The sequence below is a fragment of the Streptococcus cuniculi genome (assembly GCF_004570575.1).
Lineage (GTDB): Bacteria > Bacillota > Bacilli > Lactobacillales > Streptococcaceae > Streptococcus > Streptococcus cuniculi_A.
Map to the genome: position 1 here is coordinate 1 of NZ_SPPD01000006.1, position 25,635 is coordinate 25,635.

Consider the following 25,635-nt stretch of genomic DNA (forward strand, 5'->3'; position numbering starts at 1 on the left):
ATGGCAAGGGTATTGTTTTGCATACTCAAAGCGCAGTGAAAGGTATCTACGGACAGCTAGATACTGCTATTAAGGGTGAAGCCGCTAAGGCTCTCAAAAAGGCCGTTGATACAACGCTCCCTAAATACGGGAAGATTTTTCCTGAATAGAAATGTGTTAGAAAATAAGATAAGAAAAAATTGCTTAACATAAAGGTTTTCGCCCTTGTAATGGTAAGCAATTTTTCTATTATTTATTCACTTTTTCACGCCCTCGTATCTTATAAAATTGAATTCGAGCTAAGCACTGTGTGAAAAAGAGACATAGCTGTTCTTGCCTTGGTGAGTTACAGCTGAAAACCTCCACTGGAGCTTTTCACTCGTCATGTTTCCTAATTTTGCCGTAGCCGTTGCGAACTGTGTTCGCTTACGGATATGGATACCCTTGTGATACAGTCGCTTTTTATACGCTCTCGTATCTTATTTTTTCAAAATCGCTAGGGTTTGATAGGGTTTGAGGGTGATGGTTTTGTGAATCGTTGTATCGGTGTAGTTGCTAATGAGCCTGTAGCCATTTTCATAGCCTGCTGGCAATTCCAGTTCAACCTCTTTGGCAAAGAAGTTGTTGAGGACGAGGAGTTTTTGTTCTCCGAGACTCCGTTCAAAGGCATAGACGCTATCGCTATCCTTATAGGCTGCGGCGTAGTCGCCTTCTGCAATGATTGGAAGGCTCTTGCGTAAGCGGATCAATTCTTGATAGAAGGTGAAGATTGGACCTTCCTTTTCAGCAGCCACGTTGATGGTTGGGTAGGATTTTCCTGCCTTGAGCCAAGGCGTTCCTGTGGTAAATCCAGCATTTTCACTCGCATCCCATTGCATTGGTGTGCGAGAATTGTCACGGGATTTTGCTTGGATAATGGCGAAGGCTTCCTCAGGTGTTTTTCCTTCCTCTAGCAGGATTTGATGGGCATTGAGGCTTTCCACATCGACATAATCTGCCATCGAATTATAGTCTGGATCCATCATACCGATTTCTTCGCCCATGTAAATGTAAGGTGTTCCGCGGGAAAGGTGGATAGAGGCTGCCAGCATGGTTGCCCCTTCATTACGGAAATTCTCCACATCAATAAAGCGATTGAGGGCTCGCGGTTGATCGTGGTTGTTGTAAAAGAGTGCATTCCAACCATTGCCTTCACTCATGCCTTCTCCCCAAGTGTGGAAGAGGCGTTTTAATTCTGGAAAATCAAAATTCATGATGGTCCATTTTTGACCATCTTTGTAATCCACCTTGAGGTGGTGGAAATTAAAGGCCATGGACAATTCCTCGCGGTCAGGAGCGGTATAGAGGATACAGTTTTCAATCGTGGTTGCAGACATTTCTCCGACCGTCATAAAGCCCTCTTCAGCTCCGAAAGTCGCCTTGTTCATCATCTTGAGGTAGTCATGGGTGATAGGACGGTCTGTGTAGGCAGGTTTTCCGTCGTTTATCGGGCAATCTTCTAACACTTCATCTTTTCCGATGAGGTTAATGACATCAAAACGGAAGCCCTTGACACCCTTCTCTTTCCAGAAATTCACGATCTTGAACAATTCCTCGCGGACATGCGGGTTGCGCCAGTTGAGATCAGCCTGGGTCACATCAAAGAGGTGGAGGTAGTATTTGCCAGTATTGCCAAAGGGCGCCCAAGCGTTTCCGCCAAATTTCGACACCCAGTCGGTTGGTTCATCGCGCAGGATAAAGAAATCTTGGTAGTAGGGATCGCCAGCAAGGGCTTTTTGGAACCATTCGTGGTCTGTTGAGCAGTGGTTGAGCACCATGTCGAGCATGAAATCAATGCCCAGTTCTTGCCCGGCTGCAATCATCTCTTCAAAATCTGCCATCGTCCCAAAATCAGGATTGACTGCCGTGTAGTCTGAAATGTCGTATCCATTGTCATGTTGAGGACTAGGATAGAAGGGATTGAGCCAGATCATGTCGATGCCTAATTCCTTCAGATAAGGCAGTTTTTGGATGATTCCTTGCAAATCTCCGACACCATTTCCAGTCGTATCCTTGTAAGATTTTGGATAAATTTGATAGACGACCTTGCGTTTATCGATTGCCATATGTTTCTCCTGTTCTATGCGAATGTATACTCATTTCGTTTATACCTAAAGGTACCCCTATCCGTAAGCGAACAACGTTCGCAACGGCTACGTCTCTTTTTCACTAAGAGTTTAGGGCGTGTTCCATTATAAGATACAAAAGCTCGTTGACACGAGTTATACTCGTTTTATTTCCAACCTCCAACAGTCTTCCAGACGATTGGAGCGAGTACTAAAAATAAACGAAACGACTATAATAGCAGAAGCTGAGTTCTTCTGACTAGACCACAGTAGATGGTAAGGGACGAGAGCTCAGCTTCAATTGTTGATTTTGATGGGTATTATGCTTCAAGGATAGCCTGTCCGCGCATTACTTCACGTGGCAAGTCTCCGATGATTTCTGCTGGGAAATCAGTATGGTTGGTAATGATAACAGGTGTTTCAACAACAAGTCCTGCTTCTTTAATCACGTTGATGTCAAAGCTGATCAATTTATCGCCAGCTTTGATGTGGTCACCTTGTTGAACGTGTGCGTCAAAGCCTTTTCCTTCAAGGGTCACGGTATCCATACCAATGTGCATGAGCATTTCAACACCGTTTGTACTTGTGATACCGACAGCGTGTTTGGTTGGAAAGAGGACTGATACGACACCGTCAATCGGCGCCACTAATTCGCCCTCGCTTGGGTCAATCAAGATTCCTTGTCCCATGACGCCAGAAGCAAAGACAGGGTCAGTCGCAGTAGAGAGTTCTTTTGCTTGACCAGTCAAGGGGCTGATAATTTCAGCGGGAGTTTTTACTTCCGTTGTTTCTGCGACAGTTATAACTTCTTCTGTGATCTCTTCTTTTTTCATGAATAAACCAGTTTTTGCAAAGACGAATGTCAAGATAAAGGGTACGACAATGGCAACTACCATGGTTAGTAAAAAGGCACCGAAGTAGTTAGACTTGATGGAAAGGATAGCTGGTAGTCCGCCGACTCCAATGGCGTTGGCTTGGACATTGAGCATGACGCAGACCAGACCTGCTAGAGAGGATCCAATCATTCCTGCGACAAACGGGTAGACATATTTGATGTTGACCCCGAAGAGGGCTGGTTCTGTAACACCGAGGTAGGCAGATATGGTAGCTGGAAGAGCGACCTGTGCTTCACGTTCATTGTGACGTTTCATGAAGAAATAGGCAAATACAGCAGAACCTTGAGCGATGTTTGAAAGAGCAATCATGGGCCATAGACCTGTTCCGCCAGTATCCGCCACGAGCTGCGTGTCAATAGCATTGGTCATGTGGTGGAGACCTGTGATGACGAACGGAGCATAGAGGGCACCGAAGATAAGACCAAAGAGGGCTTTAAGGGGACCTGTCAATCCAGCCAATACGACAGCAGAAATCCATTTACCGATGGTCCAACCGATAGGACCAAGAACGGTGTGTGCTAGTACAAGAGCTGGGATAAGGGATAAGAATGGAACGAAGATCATTGAAATGACTTCTGGTACCACCTTGCGCCAGAACCGTTCAAGGTAGCCGAGTGATAGACCAGCAAGGAGGGCTGGAATGACTTGTGCTTGGTAACCGACACGAGCAACCGAGAAGAATCCGAAATCCCAGTATTGCAAGGTTCCTTCAGTTACTGCTTTTGTATAGTCATAGGCATTGGTCAACTGAGAGGAAACAAGACAGATACCGAGGACGATTCCCAAGATTTGGCTGGTTCCCATTTTACGGCTGACGGACCAAGTAATTCCGACGGGGAGGAATTGGAAAATCGCTTCACCTGGGAGCCAGAGAAAGTCATTGACCCCATGCCAAAATGTTGATACATCAACGATTGTATTGTATCTAGGAGAACCATCGGGCATGACTTGTTTGACGCCGTCAACGATTTTTTGACCGAGCCATTCCATTTGAACGCCTTCAAGGACATTACGGAAACCAAGAATTAATCCTCCAACAACCAAGGCTGGAATAATTGGAGTGAAGATTTCAGCCAGCATGGTCATCACGCGTTGAAGCGCATTTTGGTTGCTTTTAGCAGCTGATTTAGCAGCTTCTTTTGAAACGCCTTCGATGCCTGAAATGGCTGTGAAGTCATTGTAGAAGATAGGAACGTCATTTCCGATAATGACTTGGAATTGACCGGCATTGGTGAAGGTTCCTTTAACCGCAGGGATGTTTTCGATGGTTTTTACATCCGCTTTTTTCGGGTCTCCCAATACAAAACGCATCCGCGTCGCACAGTGTGTGATAGCTGTAACGTTTTCCTTGCCGCCGACCGCATCAAGCAAGGTCTTAGCATCTTGTTCAAATTTTCCCATTGAAATATTTCCTTTAGACAATCGTTGAACGATGTCTCCTTTCTTTTTTGCGAAATTTGTACGGACAAATTTATGAGACAAAAGTATTGTATCCGATTTCAAGACAGAATGCAAGCTTTTTTGTAAAAAAATTTTAAATTTTGTTATAATAGGAACTGTTGTATGATAAAAAGCAGACCAATGGAAAGAGTTATGAAAAAATATCAAGAAATTTTCAATGATATAAAGGAAAAAATAGCAACCAATGTCTATCCTGCAGAGCATGTCCTGCCCACGGAAAAAGACTTGCAGGCTCAGTATCAGGTGAGCCGTGACACGATTCGCAAGGCCTTGACCATGCTGACGGAACGTGGCTTGATTCAAAAGGTACAGGGCAAGGGATCCTTGGTCTTAAAGCAAGAATTGCTTGATTTTCCTGTTTCAGGTCTCACTTCTTATCAAGAATTAACCGAGTCGCTCCACATGGATAGTCATACGGAAGTGGTGAGTTTGGACTTGTTGACCGTGACCAGCAGCTTATCCCAGTTGACGGGCTTTGAGCCCTACAGTCAGGTTTGGAAACTTGTCCGTACAAGATCAATTGATGGCAAGGTGTCGGTCCTCGATACGGATTACTTGTCGCAGGACTTGGTGCCACAGTTGACCAAGGAGATTGGAGAGGGGTCTATCTATGCCTATCTTGAGGGAGAATTGGGACTGGATATTGCCTATGCCCAAAAGGAAATCACGGTGGAGCCGACCAATCGGGAAGAAAGAAAGCTGATGCAGAGCAAGGACGATTATCTAGTTCAGATTCGTTCCCGCGTCTTTCTAGGCAACACCCAGCAGTTTCAATACACGGAGAGTAAGCATAAAATCGATAAATTTCGCTTTGTTGATTTTGCACGGAGAAAGAATATTCTCTGACCTTTTAAGGAGCATGGAGATTAGCCAAACGGCTAATTTTACGATATAATAGTGGGTGAGGTAATGTTATGGCAAACTTAAATCGATACAAATTTACTTTCGGAGACAAACAGTTAACGCTCACGACAGAGCATGACAATCTCTTTATGGAAGAGATTGAGCGAATTGCGCAGGAAAAATATCAGGCGATTAAGGAAAAGATGTCGACTGCAGATTCTGAGACCCTAGCGCTATTGCTGGCAATCAATGCCTTGTCTGTTCAGTTGAAGCGGGAAATGGAGCATGAGAAGGTAGAAGCTGAATTGGCTAGTATGAAAGAAAAGGTTCTCAAGAAAAACGTGACCCTATTAGACTTAGATGAACTTGAGGAGCTGTCATGATTACAGTATTATTGTTGCTTATTTTACTGTGGAGTTTTTACATCGGCTATAGTCGGGGTTTGGTCTTGCAAAGTTATTATACCTTTGCGAGCATTTTTGCTTTGATGATTGCAGCGGGTCAATTTAAAAAGCTGATTGGCCTCCTATATCTTTGGGTGCCTTTTGCGACTGCTTCTCAAGGAGCAAGCACCTACTATTTTGATAGCAAGTACCTGTTCAGCTTAGATAAGATTTTTTATGCTGGGCTCGCCTTTTTAGTAGTCTATGCGCTTGTTTATGCCGTGATGCGATTCGTCGGTCTGTTGATGCACTTGGTGAGAGTTGCTGATCCAGACACGACCGTAACCAATGTGGTGAGTGGTGTGTTGGCAGTGGTGGTGGCCCTTATCTCCTTGCAGATTGTCCTAACGATTGCAGGGACCATTCCTCTAGCGCTGGTGCAGGATGCCCTCCACAAGAGCTGGCTTGCCAATGCAATCATCCAATACACACCGATAACTAGCAGTTTGTTCAAAAATCTGTGGATTGGCACCATTGGACATTAGGCCGTCGGTTGAGCTGTTTTATAGAGTATCATTTGTAAAAAGGGGTTGAGCACAGGGTGTCCAGTCCCTCTGTTTTTACCAAGAATAGCACTCGGAAAGAATAAAAGAGGAAAAACCTCGGAGAAAGAATATGAATCAAAAAATGATGGAAACCCTGGAGTTTCACAAGGTCAAGTCCTTGTTGGAACCTCTTGTTTTGACAGAACAAGGAGCTGTTGAACTACGAGAGCTCATGCCTATGACAGATGCGGTGAAAATTCAGCAGGCCTTTGATGAAGTGACAGATATGGCCCAGTTGTTCGTAGAGCATCCTCGTTTTAGCTTGGGAGCTACGATTGATATCGCACCTGCCATGAAACGTTTGGACTTGGAAGCAGACCTCAATATTTCTGAGATATTGGCGGTCAAAAAAGTCTTAGAAGTATCAAAGGAATTGGCCGATTTTTACCAGCAGTTGGAAAATGTGGACCTGATTCAGTTGCCGTCCTTGTTTGAAAAGATTGAGCCATTCCCCCATATCCAAGGGAGTTTACAGGCCATTAACAATGCAGGTTTTGTCGAAGACTTTGCTAGTGAAACCTTGACCAAGATTCGCAGAAAGATTCGCGAATCCGAAGACCAAATCAGGCAGGTCTTACAAGACATGCTCAAGAGCAAGAGCGATATGTTGACAGATACCGTCTTAGCCAGTCGGAACGGGCGCAATGTCCTACCTGTGAAAAATACCTATCGCAATCGCATCTCAGGTGTCGTGCATGATATTTCAGCTTCTGGTTCGACTGTCTACATCGAACCGCGTGCGGTCGTCTCCCTCAATGAAGAACTGACCCATGCCAAGGCAGAAGAACGCCATGAAATCAGCCGTATCTTGCAGGAATTGTCCGATATGCTACGTCCCCATAGTCGTGTCATTCGCAACAACGCTTGGGTGATTGGGCATCTAGACTTCATTCGTGCCAAGCATGTCTTTGCCCGTACCTATCAGGCTACTATTCCAATCTTATCCTTGACAAAGGATATTGCTCTTTTAAATATTCGTCATCCGCTCTTGGCTACCCCTGTCCCCAATGATTTATATTTCAGGGAAGAGATGATAGCCATTGTGATTACGGGTCCTAATACGGGTGGTAAGACCATTATGTTGAAAACACTGGGGTTGACCCACCTTATGGCGCAATCGGGTTTGCCGATTTTGGCCGATAAGGGCAGTCGGGTTGGCTTGTTCCATGATATTTTTGCAGATATTGGAGATGAGCAATCCATCGAGCAGAACCTCTCAACTTTCTCCAGTCACATGACCCATACAGTAGATATTTTAGCGACTGCTGACCAAGATTCCCTTATCCTATTTGATGAATTGGGGGCGGGGACGGATCCGCAAGAAGGGGCTTCTCTAGCCATGGCAATCTTAGAAGACTTGCGCTTGCGAGGCATTAAAACCATGGCAACCACTCATTATCCTGAGTTAAAGGCCTACGGAATCGAGACAATTGGTGTAGAAAATGCCAGCATGGAATTTGATAGCCAGAGCCTGCGACCGACCTACAAATTTATGCAGGGTGTTCCCGGACGTTCCAATGCCTTTGAGATTGCCAAGCGTCTCGGTCTATCATCAGCTATTATTAGCGATGCCCAAAGCATGACAAGAGCAGAAACGGATGTCAATCACATCATTGAAAAGTTAGAAGCCCAAACGGTGGAAAGTCGGAAACGCTTGGATAGGATTCGTGAGGTCGAGCAGGAAAATCTCAAGATGAACCGTGTTTTGAAGAAACTCTATCATGAATTTTCACGAGAGAAAGAAACAGAGCTCAATAAGGCCCGTCTAGAAGCCCAAGAGATTGTCACCATGGCCTTGGCTGAAAGTGATGAGATCCTGAAAAATCTCCATAGTCAGGCCAGTCTCAAACCGCATCAGATTATTGAAGCAAAAAGTCAGCTGAAAAAATTAGCACCAGAAATGGTGGACCTGTCTAAAAACAAGGTCTTGAAAAAGGCAAAGAAAGAAAAGGCTGCGCGCGTGGGTGATGATATTTTGGTGACCAGTTATGGACAGAGGGGAACCTTGACCAAGCAGCTCAGAGACGGACGTTGGGAAGCCCAAGTTGGTTTGATTAAGATGACCCTAAAAGTGGACGAATTTACACTTATTAAGGCTGAAAAAGAAGAAAAACCCAAACAAAAACAAGTCCATGTTGTCAAACGCACCACTGGAAAAGGGCCGAAGGCTAGACTTGATTTACGAGGAAAACGCTACGAAGAGGCCATGCAGGAACTGGATGAATTTATCGATCAGGCTCTTCTCAACAATATGTCTCAAGTGGATATCATTCACGGTATCGGGACAGGGGTTATCCGAGAGGGAGTGACCAAGTACCTCCGTCGCAACAAGCAGGTCAAAGAATTTGGCTATGCACCGCAGAACGCAGGAGGAAGTGGTGCGACCATTGTGAACTTTAAGTAATGAGTAGTAGATGATTTTAAAAATATGGAGAACTTGCTATGCATTTCAATAAACTTATTCCAGAATTGTCTGTCTTTGACATCACGCAAACAAAAGATTTTTATGCAACCCTAGGCTTTAAACTAGAGTATGAGCGAAAAGAAGACAAGTTTGCTTTTATGACGTTTGAGGATAGCCAGTTTATGTTTGAGCAAATCCACGATGATGCTGGAACATTGGTAAATTAGAATATCCCTTAGGGCGGGGAATCAATTTTTCAATCGCTTGTGACCATGTGGAAGAGCTCTATCGAACGATTCAAAAGGAGCAAATCGAGATTTATAGAGAATTGACAAGAACTTCGTATCTCGTGAATGGTATTGGTAGAGAGCAAATCGAATTTCTCCTGCAAGACCCCAATGGCTATTTGCTACGATTTACAAATTGATTATTTCTAGTTCAGTAGTAAGGAAGCGGGCTACCATGATGAGCGTTAAAGAGCCTCCCCGATGGACAGAACGTATGTGTGAAGTACGATACGACTATCAACCATGCAGGAGATCCATCATCTCTATCAAAAATGGGGTGGCAAGCTCGTCTGTAGTGATTACCTCGTCATTGGTCAACCCAAGACAACCCCTGCGTTTCGCTTTGGCGTGGATTTGAAAGAGGGAGGCCTATTTCTGAAAGATATGACTGGGAAAGCCCTACCCTACTACCTTCGCGAGGGGATTTACATTGTGACGGCTCAGGCAGATTTGGCCTTATTTGACATCGAGGAATGCTACCAAGAATTCACCTACGTAGTGGATATTTTGCGACCGTAGCAAATATTTTGAAAAAGTTTTCTTTTGGTGTAGAATAACAGTACAACGAAAAAAGGAGAACAATTATGGTTCAAGCAGTTACTGATGCAAACTTTGTCGAAGAAACCAAAGAAGGCCTTGTCTTAATCGATTTTTGGGCAACTTGGTGCGGTCCATGCCGCATGCAGGCACCGATTTTGGAACAACTAGCAGAAGAAATTCATGAAGATGAGTTGAAAATTTTGAAAATGGATGTCGATGAAAACCTAAACACCGCCCGCGAATTTGGTATTATGTCTATTCCAACGCTTTTATTTAAGAAAGACGGAGAGGTCGTAAAACAAGTCGCTGGTGTCCACAGCAAAGAGCAACTCAAAGCGATTATTGCTGAGTTGGCATAAACAAACGAAAAAACCAAGGATTTCCTTGGTTTTTTCGTTTGTTTATGACGGAAAGCTAGCTTAAAACGGTAATTTTCCAGCGAAAGCCCCTAATTTTTTCTGAGTTGTCTCGTCGATTTTTGCCAGAGCCTGATTGACCGCTTGAATGGTCATCACTTGTAAGGTTTCCATATCCTCCGCGTCTACCACCTCGGGCTTAAACTCAATGGCTACAAGTTTCTTATCACCTGTAAATTTTACAGAGACCAAGTCTTGGGCAGATGCCCCTGTAAATTCTGTTGCGGCAAGTTCAGCCTGGCTTTTCTCCATTTGTTTTTGCAATTTCTGCGCCTGCTTCATCATTTGTTGCATGTTCATCATAGTGGGTTATTCTCCTTTATTTATCAACGTTTCTATAGATTTTTATATCTTGTTGTTTGTTGTTTTGGGGCAAGTTTGGGGCAAAAATTATTAAACTTGATTCAATTTATTTAATAAATCATTGCCCATTTTTTCGGTAACGTGGGTATAAATCTTAATAGTGGTTTCACTGTCTACGTGCCCCACCCGTTGCATAACTGCTTTTAGTGGTACGTTTAGTTCAGCAAGTAGTGTGATATGCGCGTGTCTGTATTTGTGAGCTGTCAGCTTGACGCCGAACAATTTATCAGATGCCTTCTTCATGCGCCTATCAATCGTATTTATAGAGAGATAGTTCCCTCGTCGGCTGACAAAAACGAAGTCTCGCTCCAGCTTATGTATTTTTTGGTAGCTACGCTCTTCCTTAAAGATTTCTAAGACGCGTTCTGGGGCGCTAATGACTCGTTCTGAACCGTCATTTTTTGTGCTAGTTGGTTCTGCGTTTGCGTGTCCATTCGTCGAGTAATCTAGCGTGTATTCGATATAGATAAGCTTTTTCTTAAAGTCTACTTTTGACCACGGTAATGCTAGAAGCTCCCCGGGGCGCATGCCAGTCAAGAAAAGAACCTCGGCAAAGTTTGCGATATGAGAACTGTCTGGGTGTGACCGTATTTCTTCTATAATTTTCTTAATCTGCTCACTGCCTAAAAAACTATATTCGATTTGACTGGTCCTCTTAGTGCGTTTAGGGCTGATGACTTTTGTTAACGGATTTTCAGCTATGTAGCCCATCGTGACTGCATACCGTAGCATAAGGTTCAGTGGTTGTTTAATCAAATTGACCGTGTTGTCCGCATATTCAGACCGGAGATCGTCCATAAATCGTTGAAGCAGTTTGACGTCGATATTTTTTACAAGGACCTCTTCTGAAATAAAGTTCTGGATTTTCTCTATAGGGTGCTCATAGACTTTCATTGTTCTGGTTTTAACGGTCTTTGAGTGAGATTCCTTCCACTCTTCTACGAGTTTGCCAAACGTGATGTCTCCTATGCCTTTTTCGATAAACAAGTCCGCTATTTTCTCGTTGAGTAATCGAGAGGCTTTATTGATAGCTTGAGGAGTGCGAGAGGTGAGGGGGACCGTTGCACGCTTGCTTTTATTTGTGTATGGATCTTTGTAGCGTTCAACTAGCCTCAATTTTCCGCTCGGTAGTTCTTCGACATACATGCTATCACCTCCTTATTTCTCCTCACACTCGGACTTGGCGGTTGCGAGTGTGGGGAGTTTTTTTATTTGTCTAAAAGATACCCGTCAACGTAGACCAGTGGAACTTTTTTTGCAGTATTGCTTATCGTAGTATAGTCGTAATCTAGCATATATCTTCCGTTGATGAAAATTACGTCATCTTCTAAAAGATTTGTTTCGAGGCGTTTGTTTTCAATAAACAGCATATAGTATTCGCTGTTCGGAGCAACGGTTAAAATCTTTTTATATTTCCCTTCGTCCATCACTTGCAATATTTTCAAATTGATGAGTTTCATTTTGACATCAAAATATTTATTTGGTTCTCGCAGTAATGTTTTATAATCCCAGCCAAGATAGTCATCTGATTTGTAATTATCAGTTGTTATTGTTTCTACTTTTGCAACTAAAGCATCAAAATAGTCTTCATCAGTCGTTATTTCAGATGATGTTGTAGTTGTGGTAGCACTCGAATCGTCAGCCGTAGCTTCGGGGTGATTTGAGCAAGCGGACAAAGCAAGGATAGCCAGCAATGTAGCACAGTACAAATATTTCTTTTTCATAAAATTCTCCTTATAAATTATCCAATTAAGTTATAAAATTCTTCCTTGATCATGGTTTCATCTGCTATGGCTTTAATTTTCTCTATACACATCCACCACAACTCCAAGCGGTCGGATGTTGTCGTCTTCGTCTAAATCTATATCGTCGTACTCAGGATTCAGACTTTCCAAGTAGGGTCGCCTATTATTTCGGAATTTCTTGACATAGTTTTCGCCGTTGACCTGCCAGATACTGATAGCTCCGTTCGGTATGTCAGTTGTAACTTTAACGAATATGTAGTCCCCGTTTTTTAAGACGGGTTCCATTGAGCTTCCCATAACAATTCCGATACTGTCATAATCTTCTGCCAACTCGTCTTCGTAGAACATTACTTCCATGCCAAGGTTATCTTCTTGACACACTCCAGTACCTGCTGAAGCGGCGAAATCGACAATTTCTGGTACCTTTTTTCGATATTCATCAAATGAAACAATTTTATCTGAATTGTATTCAGCTGGTTCTTCTTGGATTTCCCTAGTTGTTTTTTCCTGCTCGTCTAGTTGCTCTGTGGCGTACTCTAGGACGTTTTCTTGACGCTCGGGGTGTAATTGTACCACCTTGTCTGTTATCGCCTGTACGGTGCTATTTTTTGCGTCTGGTGAGGGGGCGATTTCGATGTGTGGATTAGTTGCAGAGGATTGAGAATCTTTAAATGTTGAATCTATATCTGACTTTTTTATTTCTAAAAAATCAGCTAATTTTTGAATGACTCCAAAAGAAGGTGCGCTTCTCAACTTCATATAATCAGTCATCGTACTAGCGGAGATTCCTATTTTTTTAGCGAGTTCTTTTTGTGTGATACCTCGTTGTTTTCTATAGTATGTGATATTGTCAGCAATGATTTGCCTCCTTTTTATCTCATTCATTTTTTGCCTCCTCGTTTCCTTCTAACTATATTATATATCAGTTTTGGCTCTTTATCAATCAAAAAATACGAAAAAAACATATTTTTTGATAAAAACCATCGACAATACGAAAAAATCGTATTATAATATAATCAAGGTCAAGGAAATGACCTAAAAAAACGAAAGGAGCGAAGCAAATGGTGGACATTATAAAAAGCCTAAAACCAGAAGAACTCGGCACAGTTCTAATAGTCTTAGGCTTAGGCTTAGCAAGAGAAGCTCGCTTGTGGCACAAGCAAATACTTGAACACAAGCGTAAGCTTAAAAAGTAAGAGCAAGGGGCAAACGCCCCAACCTCTTATCTTTAGTGTACCACCATTTGCTTGGAAAATCAATATGAAAATTTTAGCTGTGTTAGTGCTGGTGTCATTCGTAGCACGGCAGATTGTGAAGCGGAGGAAGAAGTGATGAACGAACTTGAAAGAACAGCCCTCAATGAAATATTAAGGACTGTGACGTATATAGCAGAGAAAATGGATGAAATTGATTCTAAGATTTCTTTGAACGATTCACAAGTTCTTGAGCGTCAAGAAACATAAGTCGTTTTTCCATGTAGTAAATAACACCATGTAGGTATTTTTTTAGGTGTGTAAAGTCTTTATCAGGATTTTTTCGATAAAAATGCCCTTCATCATTTCCGATGTAAGCAGAAGCTAGAGCGAACGTTTTTAAATCATCATCATTGATATATTTATCAATAACTTGTTTTAATGGCATATCCTTGATTTTTTCTTCGTCCTCTGAATTAGTTAGAATTGAGAAATCTTTGACAAAGAACTCTAAAGCTTTACGGTAACCAATACCTGCGATATGATCCAATCGCTCATGCTCGGCTTTGAGAGCTTGAACATAAATTTGTTTTCCTGTTGGAGAAACAAGCTCAACATCCTCTGAAATTGGAATATCGCTTGGAAGTTTAGGAATAACTTCTAAATGTTCAATATTATATATTGTTTGACTGTTAATGTGACGTTCTGTAGCGATAAATTCTTCTACCCAAAAATGCTTGCAACCTAGACATCTGAAAGTTGCAACAACACTATTTCTAGAATTGTCAAGCGAGATGTAGTCAGAGCTTATCAAGTGTGGGTTTGTCGGTTTTTTACAGTTTGGACAAACATCTGCAATTGTAACAGTTTTAGAGTGATGATGATTGATTCTGAGTTTTACTTCCATAAAATTTCTCCGATTATTTTATTTTCATTATACCATAGAAAGGAGGTGGGGAGAAGTGAGACCTAAACATTATCCGTATAGCGGAAAGAAAAAAGAGCCTATCGTGTTAAAGATAGACTCAAGGGAGGTGGTGTATTTCCCTCCGGTTATAAAAGTAGTTCATAAGTTAATTAACGAGCGTCACATTAAAATTATCGTCGACGACAATCGTTTTATTGGATTTTAGGAATATCTTGTCGCCAATTCGTTCTTCAAGAATAACAATATTATCTTCAAATATATAAAACCTTTGGAAATAGACATCTGGGTTTGAGTTTAAAAATTCATAAATTAACTTTGCTTCAATTCTGAATTCTCCCATTTGTACACCTTCTGGGATTTCATAAGTATTAAGAAGATAAAAATCAAATGTTGGTTGTTCCATGGAGTTCTCCTTTCCGTTAACTTTGAATAAAAGAGTGTAAAGGTTTTATTCAAAAGTATTATATCGCCTATATATTGTTTTGTCAATATATTGCATATAAATGATATAAAAATAGAATTAAGACGCTATATATAGTGTTCAAGGAGAAAATGTCATGTGGCAGAGAATTAAGCAAATTATGGACGCGAAAGGTATGACGATGTACGCCGTTAGTAAGAAAGCTGGTATCAATCATAATGTATTGATTGATTTGAAAGCTGGTCGAAGCAAACGTATTTATTTTGATAACATGGTTAAAATCGCTGACGCACTAGATGTCAGCTTGGACGAATTTAGAAGGAGGTGAGAGGGTGCAGTGGACGTTAGAAGCTATGCGAATAAATAAGGGGTTGACACAAGGAGAGCTTGCAAAAAAATTCGAGGTCTCCAGTCAAACTATTGCGCGTTTGGAAAAAGATAGTTCTGATATAGGCTATCAGTTGCTTAAAAAGTACATGGATTATTTCAACGTACAATTCGATGATATTTTTTTAGGCAAAAAATATGAAAATTTCGTATAATCATATGTTTTAAACACAAAAAAGCCACTGCGGAAACAGTGACTTACCAAAAAAATTATTTAAATTATATCACAAGAAAGGATAAAAAGCTATGGAAGTAACGCTAGTAAAAGAAGTTATTATTACACCGCTTCTGCTTGACGATGAAACTGCTGCTAAAACCTTCAGTATTACCAAGGAGCACGCAGGGACGTGTAGACGTGAAATGAAAGATATTCCACGCTGGAATGCCCTCCTGTCGGACCATGGAAGACTAGTAGATGCCCAAGTATTTAAACGCTACTTAGATTACAGGGGTAGCTTAGAATGGAAAAATGAACTGGAAACAAACAGAAAGAAATTAAGGAGATTAAAGAGATGATCGGATTTTATGCAATGGCTGGGGTAGCTGGATTTGCTATCGGATATGCCTACAAACTTACAAAACAAATGAACTCTGATGAGTTTAGGGAACAGATTTACCACGAAGAACTAAAGCTACGATTTGGAGGAGGGAGTTCAGATAATGATCGGAAAAATGAACATTATTGATGAGATTGAACGCTATGTGAAGTTACAAGGGCTGTTCGTATCAAAAGCTCAGCGTGAGGAGCTGGAAACGATGTCGCCGTTTGAGTTATTGCTGATTCGGAATAGGGAGAGGGAGCTAGTCGCATGAAAGTAACGGTAGTAGATACCCTGACAAACTCAAGAGGGTTTTACTGGGTAGAAGGCGATATGGTCTTCTTAGCAAGCCATCTGACAGAGGAGCAGAGAAGAAAAATTATTAAACAGCTGGAGGAGAAATATGACAAAGATTGAAGAAGTGCGCTCTTACTTTAGGGCGAACCCTGGTAAGACAATACGAGACTGCGTTGCTGAGACTGGTCTTGAGTATGAGAATGTCAAGCAATATTTATGGCGTGATCATAAACGGCACATGCTGTCGAAAGATGAAAACGGCGGTATTATCTATCAAGATACCTTTGAAATCCCTGATAATGCGACTGTTGACCCTGCAAAGCGGGCTATCTGGGATATGTTGGAAATCCTTGTTGACCGTGCTAAAGCTATGACAGATGATGAAATGCTATTGAAATTTTCAAAAGAAATCCGTTTGTATTTTGCAGAGGTGAACAGATGAGGAAATACCTAGAATATGCAAAAGCATATCTTGAGGAAGAGTTAGTTCTTTGCGACAATCCTTATCTTGATGTGGAGAACCTTGACGGTGAGTGGGTGGAAATTGATCACCCGAAATTTGTTCGCGGTCGGCACAATAGTCCGCATTATAGAGCTTCTATCGCACATGACCTTCAGGAGGCTAAGGATTTACTAGAAAGGGGGTGATGTAATTGATTGTAACTAAAAAGACGGCCTAAGAATAGACCGCCATGAATAATAACACACAACCATTATAACATAGATTGGAGTAAAAAGATGATTGAAATTAAAATTACTGGGGAAACAATTGAAGAAGTAACAGACGCGCTAGCTCGCACTCTAGGCGGTATTAGCTCCGCAGGGACCTTGGAGATCGATGCGAAAAAAGTTGCCGAGACCGCGAAGTCTAAAGAAGACCCGGAGGACGACGATACCCCTTCTGTAACGCTTGCTGAAATCAAGACGTTGGCCAAGGCTAAAATGGAGGAACAAAAGTCTAAAGCTATCAAGGGACTACTTGCTGATTTGGGAATCAAGAAGATTGATCAATTGGACGAAGACCAATACGCTGACTTCTATGCTAGTTTGGAGGAATTGTAATGCCAGTTGAAAATCACGCACTGCTTTCTGCGTCAAGCGCACATCGTTGGCTCTATTGCCCGATGTTGCCACGCTTAGAGGCGGAGTATCCTAGCAGGGATACTGTTTATACGCAAGAAGGAACAGCAGCTCACGAGCTGTCCGAGATTAAGCTGATGTATAAGTCCGGAAAAATCAAAAAGCGGGAGTTTAACAAACGCTTAAAAGAGTTTAAAGAAAGCACCGATTATTACAACGAAGAAATGGAAGAGATGACAGAGCTCTATACAGACATTGTCATGGAACATTTCAATAGTTATGATAGCGCCGAAATTGAATTGGAGAAGCGAGTTGACTTCTCTGAGTGGGTCCCTAACGGGTTTGGTACATCAGATGCAGTGATACTTTCTGACGGGGTTATTGAAATCATTGACTTGAAATATGGTAAAGGTATGCCAGTATCTGCTAAGCAAAACCCGCAAATGGGTTTGTATGCCCTTGGAGCCTATGCGACGTATGACATGATCTATGATTTCGATAAAATCCGCATGACGATTGTTCAGCCCAGACTTGATAGTGTTAGCACGGTTGAGATCTTTGTCGAAGAGTTGCTTTATTGGGCGGATAACGTAGTTCTTCCAATGGCGGCTCAGGCAGACGCAGGGATTGGTGACTGGGACTTGAATGAAAAGGTTCTACAGTGGTCCCCAGTTGCGGCTAAGTTGGTGCCTAGGGCTCAAGCTAATTGGGAACTAATAGATCGCTACGAGCTTCAAGAGCCAATCTATTTAGATGGTGAAGCAATCGCTGAAATCCTAGATAGGGCTAGTGAGTTTAAGAAGTGGATTGAATCCGTCGAAGCCTATGCTCTCAAGCAAGCCCTAGCGGGTGAAGAAGTGCCAGGTTATAAAGTAGTCGAGGGTAGAAGTAATCGGGTCATTACAGATAAGGATAAAGCCGTAGACATTCTACACGATAACGGGTTTGACGATGAAATCTACAAGCCAAAAGAGCTTCTAGCTATGGGGGCACTTGAGAAGCTCATCGGAAAATCAACGTTTACGGAACTTCTGGCAGAAGTGATTGATAAGCCACAAGGTAAACCTGTCCTTGTTCCGAATAGTGACAAGAGACCCGCAATGAACAGCTTAGAGCAAGCAATTAAAGATTTTGAATAGGAGAAATAAATATGGTAACAACACAAAATACGACTAAAATTATTACTGGTAAAGTACGTCTTAGCTATGTAGCGCTGCTAGAACCAAAGGCTTTTGAGGGCCAAGAAGCGAAATACTCAACGGTCATCTTGATTCCTAAAACGGATAAAGAAACAATCAATCGTATCAAAAAGGCACAAAAAGCCGCGTTTGAAGCAGCTAAAGATAGTAAGTTAAAAGGCATCAAATGGGAGCGAGTAAAAACAACACTGCGTGATGGCGATGAAGAAATGGATACGGAAGAGCATCCAGAATACGCTGGACACTATTTTATGTCTGTATCTAGCAAAACAAAACCACAAATCATTGACCGATACAAGAACCTAATTGATTCACCAGACGAGGTGTATTCGGGAGTATATGCACGGGTCTCTCTTAACGCATACGCTTATAATACTGCGGGAAACAAAGGGATTTCTTGTGGGCTAAACAATGTTCAGATTGTGGCTAAAGGTGATTACCTAGGCGGCCGTTCGTCTGCTGATGCTGACTTCGATGAGTGGGATGATGAAGAAGAGGAAGACGATTTCTTATAAGAGGGGAAAAATCCCCCTCTTCATTTTAAGGAGAAAAAGCAAATGGAACAATTTAACAACATAACGAAACCGAAACACTACCAAGGCAAGCATGGACTTGAAGCTATGGATGTTATCAGAAATTTTATGTGGGATTTGAAGGGGGTTGCAGCAGGAGCTTGGTGGAATACGATGAAATACCTACTGCGCTTTCAAAAGAAAAACGGTGTTGAGGACTTGAAAAAGGCTCGTCAGCACTTGGATTGGTTGATAGAGGAAATGGAGAATGAGTTTTAGTCAACAAATAAAAACATCGAAATCAGATGAATATTATACACCTAAATATGCTGTAGATATTATTGTGCCGTATTTGAAAGCGAAAGGATTTACTAAAATTTGGTGTCCGTTCGATAAAGCACATAGTGAGTTTGTCAAAATTTTAAAAAGAGAAGGGTTTGAGGTCGTATTTGGGCATATTGAGACAGGCCAAGATTTCTTTGAGCAGAATTTGCCTGAAAATGCTGATTGTGTAGTCAGCAACCCGCCATTTTCAAAACGTGATGCTATTTTTAAGAGATTATATGAATTAAAGATTCCTTTCGCTCTAGTTATGAATGGCAATGGGATATTTGACAGTAGAGCAAGATTTGAATTGTTCCGAAATAATGATTTTGAGCTTTTGATTCCCCGAGGCAGGATAAAGTTTTTTGATGAGAGTATGGTTTTAAAAAATAGCCCTAACTTTCAGAGCATCTATGTATGTCACGGAATGCTTGATAGACAGATTGTATTTACAAATATGATTATAGATTAAAAACGGAGAAAACAGATGAAAATTAGACTACCTTATGTTGAGCCGATTGAGACTGAATGTTTACCTGAAAATCTTGAAGATTTGGTTAAAAAGAGTTTTGTGAACTTTACAAAAGGAACAAACAAAGATTATACATTTGAGGACAAGTTACTTTATTTGGATAATCTTCGCAAGTCTTATCTAAGAGATTGCACTGACACAAGTTTCGAAATTACAAAGATTTTAGGTGAGGCATACCGTCATCAATTAGATGAACACTTTGATATTTTAGAAAAAGAGGATGTTTTTTCTACAGAATTTATGGAATATTGTTTTGATAAAGGGTTCATGCCGTTACGCGATACGTGGGATAAATGGTCTTCAAGCGCTAATGATAGAGCGCATAAAGCTATTGTCGCCATCATAAAGATTATTATCAATTTTGAGTGGAAGGAAACCGATGAACACACAAGAAATACTAAATAAAATTGAGCAGTTGCCGTCACATTTGATTGACAAGAAAGTAGTCATTTCAAAAGATAGCGTGCTGGAGCTGGTGAGGCAACTGAACGACCGCCCGAAAGTCAAAATCCCGCAGTTTGTGGCGGATTATTTAGAACAGCAAAAACAGCGTGGGAAAAAATTATTTACTGCTCTATTTGGTGATAATAATGAGGCTATCATAAATTGGCTAGATATGAACAACAACGAAGAAATATTCACTCGTGCTTGGCTTGACGGATATGAGATAGAGCAGGAGAAGAGATATAGGGTTAAATTCAAAAATCTTGCAGAGCGTCAACTCTATCTTAACTATGATAAAGAATATGATGAATGGATATTTGTGTCAATGTTAGAAATAGACACATTTTCTACAAGTCACACAAAGGATGAATTGGAAGAAGCAGGCTTTGGCGGTGTGTTTGGCAATAGTATGTTTGAAGTAGAGGAGGTGGAGTGATGTTTAGAAAACTAAGGTGTAAACTTAGCTTACACAAACTAGTCCCTGTATATTTCGAGGATATGAACTACAAAGACCAAAAACATGGGTGGATTGAACAAGATGTATGTATTGTCTGCGGTTATAAAACAGATATTAGAACTTATTTCTAGGAGGTGAACAAATGACCACACATATGGATGAATACAGACCGTTTCGAATCCAATCATGGAAAAATATTGTAATCTTCGAAGTTCGAAAGGGTGTTCTCTACTCTCGCTTTAAAAATGATCACGGCTGGCTGAAAGTTCCCAAATATATACCTACATACAATCACATTTTGTCTGCAATTGAGAAAAAAGGTGTGACATATATTTCAGATGAAGACCTACAAAAACTATCGCAAGAATTTACGAACGGGAAGGAGTTGTTGAGGTGATTAGAATAACTAACAGTTTTAGACAAGGATTTGCAAAAGGTGGCATCTTAGGCTGTATTACAGGTCTTATATTGAGCGTAGCATTCTTGACACATATAGTTGCTATTCAGCAAAAAAGAATTGATGAGCTAGAATTCAAAGTAGAGCACTTACATCAGCACAACGAAGTCATCACGCAGCAGCTGCAGGAGATGAATAGGTACGTAGGGTATCCGGGAGGGTGATTAGATGACCAAAAAGGAGTTTTTTGCCAAACTAAAGAATGCCAGAAGCAGAATGAAGCTCGTTCAGCGCTTAGAATCAGAACTTTTAGATGGGCTTGATTTAGAAGATGTGCCTTTCTGTGGCACGAATAGTACAAACTTGCAAAATGCTATTAGTTGCTACATTCATTACGGAGAGCTACCGCTATCGGGGAAACTGGAAGATTTTTGGGAGCCTTATAAAAAAGCTGTGGAGGATTAACATGAAACACTTATCAATTGACATTGAAACTTTCTCATCAAATGACATTAAAGACGGTGTCTATAAGTATGTTGACGCTCCTGACTTTGAGATTCTGCTGTTCGCCTATTCTTTTGACGGGGGCGATGTGGAGTGCTTAGACTTGACAAAAGAAGAGCTTCCAGAAGGGGTTAAACAAGAAATTTTGTCAAGTGAGGTTATCAAGCACGCTTTCAATGCTCAATTTGAACGTGTGTGTCTAGGGAAGTATTTAGGCGTTCAGCTTGACCCTAGAGAATGGCGTTGTACCATGGTTCATGCGCAGGAGCTAGGATTGCCTGCAAGCTTGGAGCGCTGTGCCCTGTATCTTAACTTGGCAGAGGAAAAGGATACCGCAGGAAAGAATCTTATCAAGTATTTTTCAGTACCCTGTAAACCAACAAAGGCAAACGGTGGCAGAACTAGAAATCTTCCCGAACACGACCTCGAGAAGTGGCAGATGTTTAGTGACTACTGTAAACAGGACGTTGTGGTCGAAATGGCCATAGCCGAAAAGCTGTCCGCTCTCCCAGTGCACGAACGTGAGTGGGACTACTATGCTGCTGATCAGCGGATAAACGATAGAGGAGTTGCCCTTGATAGTGAATTAGTCCAGTCAGCGCTTTACTGTAAAGATGTCAAAATGGAAATGCTCTTTGATGAGTTAAAAGCTATTACGGGATTAGATAACCCCAATAGTCGCGCTAAACTGCTTCCTTGGTTAAAAGAACACGGCTATAAGCCAGAAGGGTTAACTAAGGCCGATGTCCAGTCTACGTTAAAAACAGCGACAGGAGAGCTCAAGAGAGTGCTTGAGTTGAAACTTCAGACAGCTATGTCTAGCTTGAAGAAGTACGAAGCCATGGAGCGTGCTGTCTGTTCAGACGGACGAGTTCACGGACTACTACAATTCTACGGAGCTAGCAGGACAGGTCGTTGGGCTGGTCGAGTAGTGCAGGTTCAGAACTTAGCGAGAAACTATCTCAAGGATCTAGACGACGCCAGAAACTTCGTGAAAAGGCGAGATATTGACGCTGTGGAGATTCTTTACGACAGCTTGAATGACACTTTAAAGCAGCTAGTCCGGACAGCTTTTGTGGCAGAAGGGGATAAAGAGTTCTACGTTTCCGATTTCTCTGCTATTGAGGCCCGAGTGATTGCTTGGTATGCATGCGAAAAATGGCGACTTGATGTGTTTAGTACCCATGGCAAAATCTATGAGGCATCTGCTAGTCAGATGTTCCATATCCCGATTGAAGAAGTGGATAAAGAACTACGGCAAAAAGGAAAAATTGCAGAGTTAGCGCTTGGTTATCAAGGAGGACCAGGGGCCCTCAAGCAGATGGGGGCTTTAGAGATGGGAGTGGCTGAAAACGAGCTACAAAGTCTAGTTGATGACTGGCGCCGTGCTAATCCTAAAATTGTTCAATTTTGGAAAGATGTTCAGAAGGCAGCGATTAAAGCAATACGGACTAGAGCCGTAGTCAAGCTTGGGCAGTTAAAGTTTAAGTATCGAAAAGGTTTCTTGCTGATCCAGCTTCCCGGTGGTCGTTCCCTAGCGTATGCTAAGGCAAAGCTAGAGGCTGGAGATTTTGGGGACAAGATTGTCTATGAGGGGCAAGGAGATAGGGCCTATTTCACGAAACAAGAAACCTACGGTGGAAAGCTGGTCGAAAACATTGTACAAGCAACCGCTAGGGACGTTCTCGCAGAAGCTATTTTAAGGCTTGAAGAGGCAGGATATCCGGTTGTCTTTCATGTCCATGATGAGTGTATTGTAGAGAGCGCAGGCACCGATATTGAGACGATTAACAGCCTTATGGCTCAGTGTCCAGAGTGGGCAGAAGGTCTTCCGCTAAATAGCGAGGGCTATGTAACAAAATACTATAAGAAGGATTGATGTATGGAAGAATTAAAAATAAGACATGCCCCGATGAAAGAAATTCATCTATCCGTCGGTGCTTCTAGAACGACAAAAAAATGGAAAAATGAGACATGCACGTGGCAAGAGCTGGTCGAACGCTTAGGAAATCCTACAGTTACGCAAGAGACTTTTGCGGAATACCAGAAGATGTCACGGGCTGAAAAAGGTCAGATCAAAGACGTTGGCGGGTTCGTGGGTGGATGGCTGAAAAAGGGACAACGAAAGAATGGGCATGTGCAGAGTCGTTCACTTGTGGCGCTAGATGCAGATAGCCCGAGCGGTGATTTTCTTGACCGTTTGGAGCTTATGGCAGATTATGCCTATGTACTGTACAGCACGCATAGTCACTCTCACAAAGCCCCTAAATACCGCATCATTATTCCGACAGACCGCTTAATGTTGCCGGATGAATACGAGCCAGTGGCCCGCTATCTAGCGAATCAGCTAGGCATGGGAAACTTTGATGATACGACTTACCAAGGTGTACGAATGATGTATTTCCCCAGCCATTCACGAGATGCGGAGTTTATCTTTAAGGTAAATGATGAAGCGTTTCTAGATGTAGATGAGGTACTGGCGACCTACCCGGACTGGAAAGATTCTAGCTTTTGGCCAGAAAGCCCTACACACACCGTGAGGCGGAAATCCGAAGCGAAGAAGCAGGGCGACCCCTTGAGCAAGAAGGGGCTAGTTGGAGCTTTCTGTCGAAACTATGACATCAGACAAGCAATTGTGGAGTTCTTACCGGATATCTATGCGGAAGGAACAACGCCCGATCGCTATACCTATGTAGAAGGCTCTACGGCGAATGGTTTGGTTATCTATGATGATGTGTTTGCCTACAGTCACCACGGGACAGACCCGGTTGGGGATAGGTTGGTCAACAGCTATGACCTAGTACGGATTCACAAATTTGGAGACATGGACGGAGACGCGAAAGATGGGGCGCCCACTAATAAACTGCCTTCTAGTAAGGCTATGAATGAGTGGGTGGCAGAGCTTCCAGTTATTCGTGAAGAACTGATGAATGAAGCGCTTGGCGACTTTGACGAGGTACTACCGCCAGAGGGCGTAGAAGATGAACGGGAATGGCTAGAAATTGATGAGAGGGGAAATCCTGAGGTTAATAGCTATCTGCTAGCTCAACAGATATTGAGAGAGGTTCCAGTATGGTACGATGGACTGGAGTTCTTGAGGTATGAAGCTGAAAAGGGAATTTGGATTCCAAATGCAGAAGAATACCTGCGCAGCTATATTTCAACGAAGAAATTAGGCAAAATTACGAAGATTCGGCATATCAACGAAACAATCGTAGCGATTAGGGCGCAGGCGTTCTCTAAGGAAGTTTTCAAGGAAAGCGACATACACAAGATTGTTCTAACAAACGGTGTGTATGATTTGAAAGAGGACAGCTTTGTTGGCCAGTTTGATCCTGAACTACACGCAAGGTCAAGCCACCCTGTAAGATATGAGGCAGGGGCAGAGTGCCCCAACTTTGACGGTTTTCTGCGTGAGACTGTGGGCGCTGAAAACATAGATTTTGTCTACGAATGGTTCGGTTACAATTTTTACCGCGAATACACGATTCAAAAAATGTTATTTATCCAGGGTAAGGGTGGCACAGGTAAGTCAACGATTATCAATATCTTGCGGGAGATGATTGGCAGTGATAGCTATGCGGCAGTCACCTTGCAAGGTTTGATGACCGAACGTTTTGCCAAAATTGGACTATATCGCAAAGTTGCCAACTTTGACACGGATGCAAAGCCCCAATATCTAGCAGACGGAGCGACTTTAAAGATGTTAACCGGAGAGGATTCTATCTACGCAGATAGAAAGAATAAAGAGCCAATTACCTTTTACAACTATGCCAAACTAACATTTGCCATGAACGAACTTCCACCCATGCGAGACTTTAGCGGCGGTCTGAAACGCCGGATGATGATTCTTGAAATGAACAAGATTCTGACAGACGAAGTGAAATCCAAATACCCACTTAAAACGATTATGTCTGAGCTACCTGGTATCTTCAACAAGTCCATGGATGGGTTAAGAAGATTATTAGAGACTAAGGCTTTCAGCTTGAGCGGAACTATGGTAGAAAGTGTTGAAAAGTGGGAACGTGGAAACGACGTCGTCGCTATGTTCCTGGAAGACGAATGCGCAGTGGGCAAAGACAATAAAGCTCCAGTAGCTGAAGTCTATCCAGCTTACAAGCAATATTGTATGGACTCGGGATACAAACCATTAGCTAAAAATACATTTATTCAGCGTTTGCGAGAGCTGGGCTTTGAAGATAAACTTGTAAAAATTGGCAAGAAGCCGGTACGATCTTGGACAGGGTTCAAACTATTAGATGATTTTTAGGTAACATTTCGGGGTAACATTTTTGGGATTTTGAAAATTTGGGGTAACAAAGTAACAAGAATTTCAAACTCAAAAAAATTTTATCAGTTGAAAAAAGATGTTACTTTGTTACCACAATTTGAAA

Annotated in this window: 34 protein-coding genes; 26 read left to right on the forward strand and 8 right to left on the reverse strand. The window is 42.0% G+C overall.

From position 1 onward, the window contains the following. Window positions 1-458 precede the first annotated feature (458 nt). Window positions 459-2,084 (reverse strand): alpha,alpha-phosphotrehalase, encoded by a 1,626-nt coding sequence (treC, locus tag E4T82_RS05260; RefSeq protein WP_135181823.1) that lies wholly within the window; start codon window positions 2,082-2,084, stop codon window positions 459-461. A gap of 320 nt (window positions 2,085-2,404) precedes the next feature. After that, window positions 2,405-4,381: a PTS system trehalose-specific EIIBC component gene (gene treP, locus E4T82_RS05265; protein ID WP_135181824.1), complete on the reverse strand. Its 1,977-nt coding sequence runs from the start codon at window positions 4,379-4,381 to the stop codon at window positions 2,405-2,407. A 192-nt stretch (window positions 4,382-4,573) separates the two neighbouring features. Here treP and treR point away from each other — a divergent pair, with 192 nt between their 5' ends. The 7 genes from treR (at window position 4,574) to trxA (ending at window position 9,862) form a co-directional block, all read left to right on the forward strand. Further along, complete coding sequence (gene treR / locus E4T82_RS05270) at window positions 4,574-5,287, forward strand: trehalose operon repressor (RefSeq protein ID WP_135181825.1); 714 nt, start codon at window positions 4,574-4,576, stop codon at window positions 5,285-5,287. A gap of 68 nt (window positions 5,288-5,355) precedes the next feature. Beyond that, the gene (gene zapA, locus E4T82_RS05275) at window positions 5,356-5,667 is read left to right on the forward strand and encodes a cell division protein ZapA (RefSeq protein WP_135181826.1); all 312 of its coding nucleotides are present in this window, start codon (window positions 5,356-5,358) and stop codon (window positions 5,665-5,667) included. Next, window positions 5,664-6,212, forward strand: coding sequence for a CvpA family protein (locus E4T82_RS05280; RefSeq protein WP_135181827.1), 549 nt, complete (start codon window positions 5,664-5,666; stop codon window positions 6,210-6,212). Before zapA ends, E4T82_RS05280 begins: the two co-directional genes overlap by 4 nt. Window positions 6,213-6,342: 130 nt before the next feature. Next, entirely contained in the window at window positions 6,343-8,676 is a 2,334-nt protein-coding gene (locus E4T82_RS05285; RefSeq protein ID WP_135181828.1) for an endonuclease MutS2, read from the forward strand. 38 nt (window positions 8,677-8,714) lie between these two features. Beyond that, window positions 8,715-8,903, forward strand: a complete 189-nt coding sequence (locus E4T82_RS13165) for a hypothetical protein (protein ID WP_228065064.1) — start codon at window positions 8,715-8,717, stop codon at window positions 8,901-8,903. A gap of 303 nt (window positions 8,904-9,206) precedes the next feature. Further along, window positions 9,207-9,482 (forward strand): hypothetical protein, encoded by a 276-nt coding sequence (locus E4T82_RS05295; RefSeq protein ID WP_135181829.1) that lies wholly within the window; start codon window positions 9,207-9,209, stop codon window positions 9,480-9,482. A 65-nt stretch (window positions 9,483-9,547) separates the two neighbouring features. Beyond that, window positions 9,548-9,862: a thioredoxin gene (trxA, locus tag E4T82_RS05300; protein WP_135181830.1), complete on the forward strand. Its 315-nt coding sequence runs from the start codon at window positions 9,548-9,550 to the stop codon at window positions 9,860-9,862. A 60-nt stretch (window positions 9,863-9,922) separates the two neighbouring features. Here trxA and E4T82_RS05305 read toward each other — a convergent pair whose 3' ends face one another. The 6 genes from E4T82_RS05305 to E4T82_RS12460 form a co-directional block, all read right to left on the reverse strand. Continuing rightward, a complete protein-coding gene (locus tag E4T82_RS05305) occupies window positions 9,923-10,222 on the reverse strand; it encodes a YbaB/EbfC family nucleoid-associated protein (protein ID WP_135181831.1) in 300 nt (99 codons plus the stop codon). A 90-nt stretch (window positions 10,223-10,312) separates the two neighbouring features. After that, window positions 10,313-11,428: a tyrosine-type recombinase/integrase gene (locus E4T82_RS05310; protein ID WP_135181832.1), complete on the reverse strand. Its 1,116-nt coding sequence runs from the start codon at window positions 11,426-11,428 to the stop codon at window positions 10,313-10,315. 62 nt (window positions 11,429-11,490) lie between these two features. Continuing rightward, window positions 11,491-12,006: a hypothetical protein gene (locus E4T82_RS05315; RefSeq protein ID WP_135181833.1), complete on the reverse strand. Its 516-nt coding sequence runs from the start codon at window positions 12,004-12,006 to the stop codon at window positions 11,491-11,493. A 72-nt stretch (window positions 12,007-12,078) separates the two neighbouring features. Beyond that, a complete protein-coding gene (locus E4T82_RS05320; RefSeq protein ID WP_135181834.1) occupies window positions 12,079-12,912 on the reverse strand; it encodes a helix-turn-helix domain-containing protein in 834 nt (277 codons plus the stop codon). 528 nt (window positions 12,913-13,440) lie between these two features. Further along, the gene (locus E4T82_RS05325) at window positions 13,441-14,127 is read right to left on the reverse strand and encodes a hypothetical protein (protein ID WP_135181835.1); all 687 of its coding nucleotides are present in this window, start codon (window positions 14,125-14,127) and stop codon (window positions 13,441-13,443) included. A gap of 166 nt (window positions 14,128-14,293) precedes the next feature. Then, window positions 14,294-14,551, reverse strand: coding sequence for a hypothetical protein (locus tag E4T82_RS12460; protein WP_167753570.1), 258 nt, complete (start codon window positions 14,549-14,551; stop codon window positions 14,294-14,296). 154 nt (window positions 14,552-14,705) lie between these two features. Between E4T82_RS12460 and E4T82_RS05330 the strand changes: the two genes are divergently transcribed. From E4T82_RS05330 to E4T82_RS05405, 19 genes are all read left to right on the forward strand, one after another. After that, window positions 14,706-14,897, forward strand: coding sequence for a helix-turn-helix domain-containing protein (locus tag E4T82_RS05330; protein ID WP_135181836.1), 192 nt, complete (start codon window positions 14,706-14,708; stop codon window positions 14,895-14,897). 4 nt (window positions 14,898-14,901) lie between these two features. Beyond that, window positions 14,902-15,111 (forward strand): helix-turn-helix transcriptional regulator, encoded by a 210-nt coding sequence (locus E4T82_RS05335; RefSeq protein ID WP_135181837.1) that lies wholly within the window; start codon window positions 14,902-14,904, stop codon window positions 15,109-15,111. A gap of 91 nt (window positions 15,112-15,202) precedes the next feature. Continuing rightward, window positions 15,203-15,472, forward strand: a complete 270-nt coding sequence (locus tag E4T82_RS05340; protein WP_135181838.1) for a hypothetical protein — start codon at window positions 15,203-15,205, stop codon at window positions 15,470-15,472. After that, window positions 15,469-15,642 (forward strand): hypothetical protein, encoded by a 174-nt coding sequence (locus tag E4T82_RS12465; RefSeq protein WP_167753571.1) that lies wholly within the window; start codon window positions 15,469-15,471, stop codon window positions 15,640-15,642. Before E4T82_RS05340 ends, E4T82_RS12465 begins: the two co-directional genes overlap by 4 nt. After that, window positions 15,617-15,769 (forward strand): hypothetical protein, encoded by a 153-nt coding sequence (locus E4T82_RS12470; RefSeq protein WP_167753572.1) that lies wholly within the window; start codon window positions 15,617-15,619, stop codon window positions 15,767-15,769. Before E4T82_RS12465 ends, E4T82_RS12470 begins: the two co-directional genes overlap by 26 nt. Further along, window positions 15,766-15,912, forward strand: coding sequence for a hypothetical protein (locus E4T82_RS12475; protein WP_167753573.1), 147 nt, complete (start codon window positions 15,766-15,768; stop codon window positions 15,910-15,912). The genes E4T82_RS12470 and E4T82_RS12475 overlap by 4 nt, the downstream gene beginning before the upstream one ends. Beyond that, the gene (locus E4T82_RS05345) at window positions 15,899-16,234 is read left to right on the forward strand and encodes a hypothetical protein (protein ID WP_135181839.1); all 336 of its coding nucleotides are present in this window, start codon (window positions 15,899-15,901) and stop codon (window positions 16,232-16,234) included. The genes E4T82_RS12475 and E4T82_RS05345 overlap by 14 nt, the downstream gene beginning before the upstream one ends. Continuing rightward, window positions 16,231-16,440 (forward strand): hypothetical protein, encoded by a 210-nt coding sequence (locus tag E4T82_RS05350; protein WP_135181840.1) that lies wholly within the window; start codon window positions 16,231-16,233, stop codon window positions 16,438-16,440. The genes E4T82_RS05345 and E4T82_RS05350 overlap by 4 nt, the downstream gene beginning before the upstream one ends. Window positions 16,441-16,530: 90 nt before the next feature. Beyond that, window positions 16,531-16,854 carry a hypothetical protein gene (locus E4T82_RS05355; protein ID WP_135181841.1) on the forward strand — a complete coding sequence of 108 codons (324 nt, stop codon included), beginning with the start codon at window positions 16,531-16,533 and terminating at the stop codon, window positions 16,852-16,854. After that, on the forward strand, window positions 16,854-18,011 hold the full coding sequence (locus tag E4T82_RS05360; RefSeq protein ID WP_135181842.1) for a DUF2800 domain-containing protein: 1,158 nt from the start codon (window positions 16,854-16,856) through the stop codon (window positions 18,009-18,011). Before E4T82_RS05355 ends, E4T82_RS05360 begins: the two co-directional genes overlap by 1 nt. A gap of 11 nt (window positions 18,012-18,022) precedes the next feature. Next, on the forward strand, window positions 18,023-18,586 hold the full coding sequence (locus E4T82_RS05365) for a DUF2815 family protein (RefSeq protein ID WP_135181843.1): 564 nt from the start codon (window positions 18,023-18,025) through the stop codon (window positions 18,584-18,586). A 42-nt stretch (window positions 18,587-18,628) separates the two neighbouring features. Continuing rightward, window positions 18,629-18,862, forward strand: a complete 234-nt coding sequence (locus E4T82_RS05370) for a DUF3310 domain-containing protein (protein WP_135181844.1) — start codon at window positions 18,629-18,631, stop codon at window positions 18,860-18,862. After that, window positions 18,852-19,379 carry a hypothetical protein gene (locus E4T82_RS05375; RefSeq protein WP_135181845.1) on the forward strand — a complete coding sequence of 176 codons (528 nt, stop codon included), beginning with the start codon at window positions 18,852-18,854 and terminating at the stop codon, window positions 19,377-19,379. The genes E4T82_RS05370 and E4T82_RS05375 overlap by 11 nt, the downstream gene beginning before the upstream one ends. A gap of 15 nt (window positions 19,380-19,394) precedes the next feature. Further along, window positions 19,395-19,844, forward strand: coding sequence for a hypothetical protein (locus E4T82_RS05380; protein ID WP_135181846.1), 450 nt, complete (start codon window positions 19,395-19,397; stop codon window positions 19,842-19,844). Continuing rightward, entirely contained in the window at window positions 19,819-20,319 is a 501-nt protein-coding gene (locus E4T82_RS05385; RefSeq protein WP_135181847.1) for a DUF1642 domain-containing protein, read from the forward strand. The genes E4T82_RS05380 and E4T82_RS05385 overlap by 26 nt, the downstream gene beginning before the upstream one ends. Before the next feature lie 163 nt (window positions 20,320-20,482). Next, a complete protein-coding gene (locus E4T82_RS05390) occupies window positions 20,483-20,737 on the forward strand; it encodes a hypothetical protein (protein ID WP_135181848.1) in 255 nt (84 codons plus the stop codon). Between the two features lie 228 nt (window positions 20,738-20,965). Then, window positions 20,966-21,202 carry a hypothetical protein gene (locus E4T82_RS05395; protein WP_135181849.1) on the forward strand — a complete coding sequence of 79 codons (237 nt, stop codon included), beginning with the start codon at window positions 20,966-20,968 and terminating at the stop codon, window positions 21,200-21,202. A 1-nt stretch (window position 21,203) separates the two neighbouring features. Next, window positions 21,204-23,120, forward strand: a complete 1,917-nt coding sequence (locus E4T82_RS05400) for a DNA polymerase (RefSeq protein ID WP_135181850.1) — start codon at window positions 21,204-21,206, stop codon at window positions 23,118-23,120. Window positions 23,121-23,123: 3 nt separating this feature from the next. Next, window positions 23,124-25,511 (forward strand): DNA primase family protein, encoded by a 2,388-nt coding sequence (locus E4T82_RS05405; protein WP_135181851.1) that lies wholly within the window; start codon window positions 23,124-23,126, stop codon window positions 25,509-25,511. Window positions 25,512-25,635 lie beyond the last annotated feature (124 nt).

What these genes read in the sequence shown, in the direction of transcription:
- treC (WP_135181823.1), bottom strand. Translation starts at nt 2,084, where the DNA reads ATGGCAATCGATAAACGCAAGGTCGTCTATCAAATTTATCCAAAATCT.
- treP (WP_135181824.1), bottom strand. Translation starts at nt 4,381, where the DNA reads ATGGGAAAATTTGAACAAGATGCTAAGACCTTGCTTGATGCGGTCGGC.
- treR (WP_135181825.1), top strand. Translation starts at nt 4,574, where the DNA reads ATGAAAAAATATCAAGAAATTTTCAATGATATAAAGGAAAAAATAGCA.
- zapA (WP_135181826.1), top strand. Translation starts at nt 5,356, where the DNA reads ATGGCAAACTTAAATCGATACAAATTTACTTTCGGAGACAAACAGTTA.
- E4T82_RS05280 (WP_135181827.1), top strand. Translation starts at nt 5,664, where the DNA reads ATGATTACAGTATTATTGTTGCTTATTTTACTGTGGAGTTTTTACATC.
- E4T82_RS05285 (WP_135181828.1), top strand. Translation starts at nt 6,343, where the DNA reads ATGAATCAAAAAATGATGGAAACCCTGGAGTTTCACAAGGTCAAGTCC.
- E4T82_RS13165 (WP_228065064.1), top strand. Translation starts at nt 8,715, where the DNA reads ATGCATTTCAATAAACTTATTCCAGAATTGTCTGTCTTTGACATCACG.
- E4T82_RS05295 (WP_135181829.1), top strand. Translation starts at nt 9,207, where the DNA reads ATGCAGGAGATCCATCATCTCTATCAAAAATGGGGTGGCAAGCTCGTC.
- trxA (WP_135181830.1), top strand. Translation starts at nt 9,548, where the DNA reads ATGGTTCAAGCAGTTACTGATGCAAACTTTGTCGAAGAAACCAAAGAA.
- E4T82_RS05305 (WP_135181831.1), bottom strand. Translation starts at nt 10,222, where the DNA reads ATGATGAACATGCAACAAATGATGAAGCAGGCGCAGAAATTGCAAAAA.
- E4T82_RS05310 (WP_135181832.1), bottom strand. Translation starts at nt 11,428, where the DNA reads ATGTATGTCGAAGAACTACCGAGCGGAAAATTGAGGCTAGTTGAACGC.
- E4T82_RS05315 (WP_135181833.1), bottom strand. Translation starts at nt 12,006, where the DNA reads ATGAAAAAGAAATATTTGTACTGTGCTACATTGCTGGCTATCCTTGCT.
- E4T82_RS05320 (WP_135181834.1), bottom strand. Translation starts at nt 12,912, where the DNA reads ATGAATGAGATAAAAAGGAGGCAAATCATTGCTGACAATATCACATAC.
- E4T82_RS05325 (WP_135181835.1), bottom strand. Translation starts at nt 14,127, where the DNA reads ATGGAAGTAAAACTCAGAATCAATCATCATCACTCTAAAACTGTTACA.
- E4T82_RS12460 (WP_167753570.1), bottom strand. Translation starts at nt 14,551, where the DNA reads ATGGAACAACCAACATTTGATTTTTATCTTCTTAATACTTATGAAATC.
- E4T82_RS05330 (WP_135181836.1), top strand. Translation starts at nt 14,706, where the DNA reads ATGTGGCAGAGAATTAAGCAAATTATGGACGCGAAAGGTATGACGATG.
- E4T82_RS05340 (WP_135181838.1), top strand. Translation starts at nt 15,203, where the DNA reads ATGGAAGTAACGCTAGTAAAAGAAGTTATTATTACACCGCTTCTGCTT.
- E4T82_RS12465 (WP_167753571.1), top strand. Translation starts at nt 15,469, where the DNA reads ATGATCGGATTTTATGCAATGGCTGGGGTAGCTGGATTTGCTATCGGA.
- E4T82_RS12470 (WP_167753572.1), top strand. Translation starts at nt 15,617, where the DNA reads ATGATCGGAAAAATGAACATTATTGATGAGATTGAACGCTATGTGAAG.
- E4T82_RS12475 (WP_167753573.1), top strand. Translation starts at nt 15,766, where the DNA reads ATGAAAGTAACGGTAGTAGATACCCTGACAAACTCAAGAGGGTTTTAC.
- E4T82_RS05345 (WP_135181839.1), top strand. Translation starts at nt 15,899, where the DNA reads ATGACAAAGATTGAAGAAGTGCGCTCTTACTTTAGGGCGAACCCTGGT.
- E4T82_RS05350 (WP_135181840.1), top strand. Translation starts at nt 16,231, where the DNA reads ATGAGGAAATACCTAGAATATGCAAAAGCATATCTTGAGGAAGAGTTA.
- E4T82_RS05355 (WP_135181841.1), top strand. Translation starts at nt 16,531, where the DNA reads ATGATTGAAATTAAAATTACTGGGGAAACAATTGAAGAAGTAACAGAC.
- E4T82_RS05360 (WP_135181842.1), top strand. Translation starts at nt 16,854, where the DNA reads ATGCCAGTTGAAAATCACGCACTGCTTTCTGCGTCAAGCGCACATCGT.
- E4T82_RS05365 (WP_135181843.1), top strand. Translation starts at nt 18,023, where the DNA reads ATGGTAACAACACAAAATACGACTAAAATTATTACTGGTAAAGTACGT.
- E4T82_RS05370 (WP_135181844.1), top strand. Translation starts at nt 18,629, where the DNA reads ATGGAACAATTTAACAACATAACGAAACCGAAACACTACCAAGGCAAG.
- E4T82_RS05375 (WP_135181845.1), top strand. Translation starts at nt 18,852, where the DNA reads ATGAGTTTTAGTCAACAAATAAAAACATCGAAATCAGATGAATATTAT.
- E4T82_RS05380 (WP_135181846.1), top strand. Translation starts at nt 19,395, where the DNA reads ATGAAAATTAGACTACCTTATGTTGAGCCGATTGAGACTGAATGTTTA.
- E4T82_RS05385 (WP_135181847.1), top strand. Translation starts at nt 19,819, where the DNA reads ATGAACACACAAGAAATACTAAATAAAATTGAGCAGTTGCCGTCACAT.
- E4T82_RS05390 (WP_135181848.1), top strand. Translation starts at nt 20,483, where the DNA reads ATGACCACACATATGGATGAATACAGACCGTTTCGAATCCAATCATGG.
- E4T82_RS05395 (WP_135181849.1), top strand. Translation starts at nt 20,966, where the DNA reads ATGACCAAAAAGGAGTTTTTTGCCAAACTAAAGAATGCCAGAAGCAGA.
- E4T82_RS05400 (WP_135181850.1), top strand. Translation starts at nt 21,204, where the DNA reads ATGAAACACTTATCAATTGACATTGAAACTTTCTCATCAAATGACATT.
- E4T82_RS05405 (WP_135181851.1), top strand. Translation starts at nt 23,124, where the DNA reads ATGGAAGAATTAAAAATAAGACATGCCCCGATGAAAGAAATTCATCTA.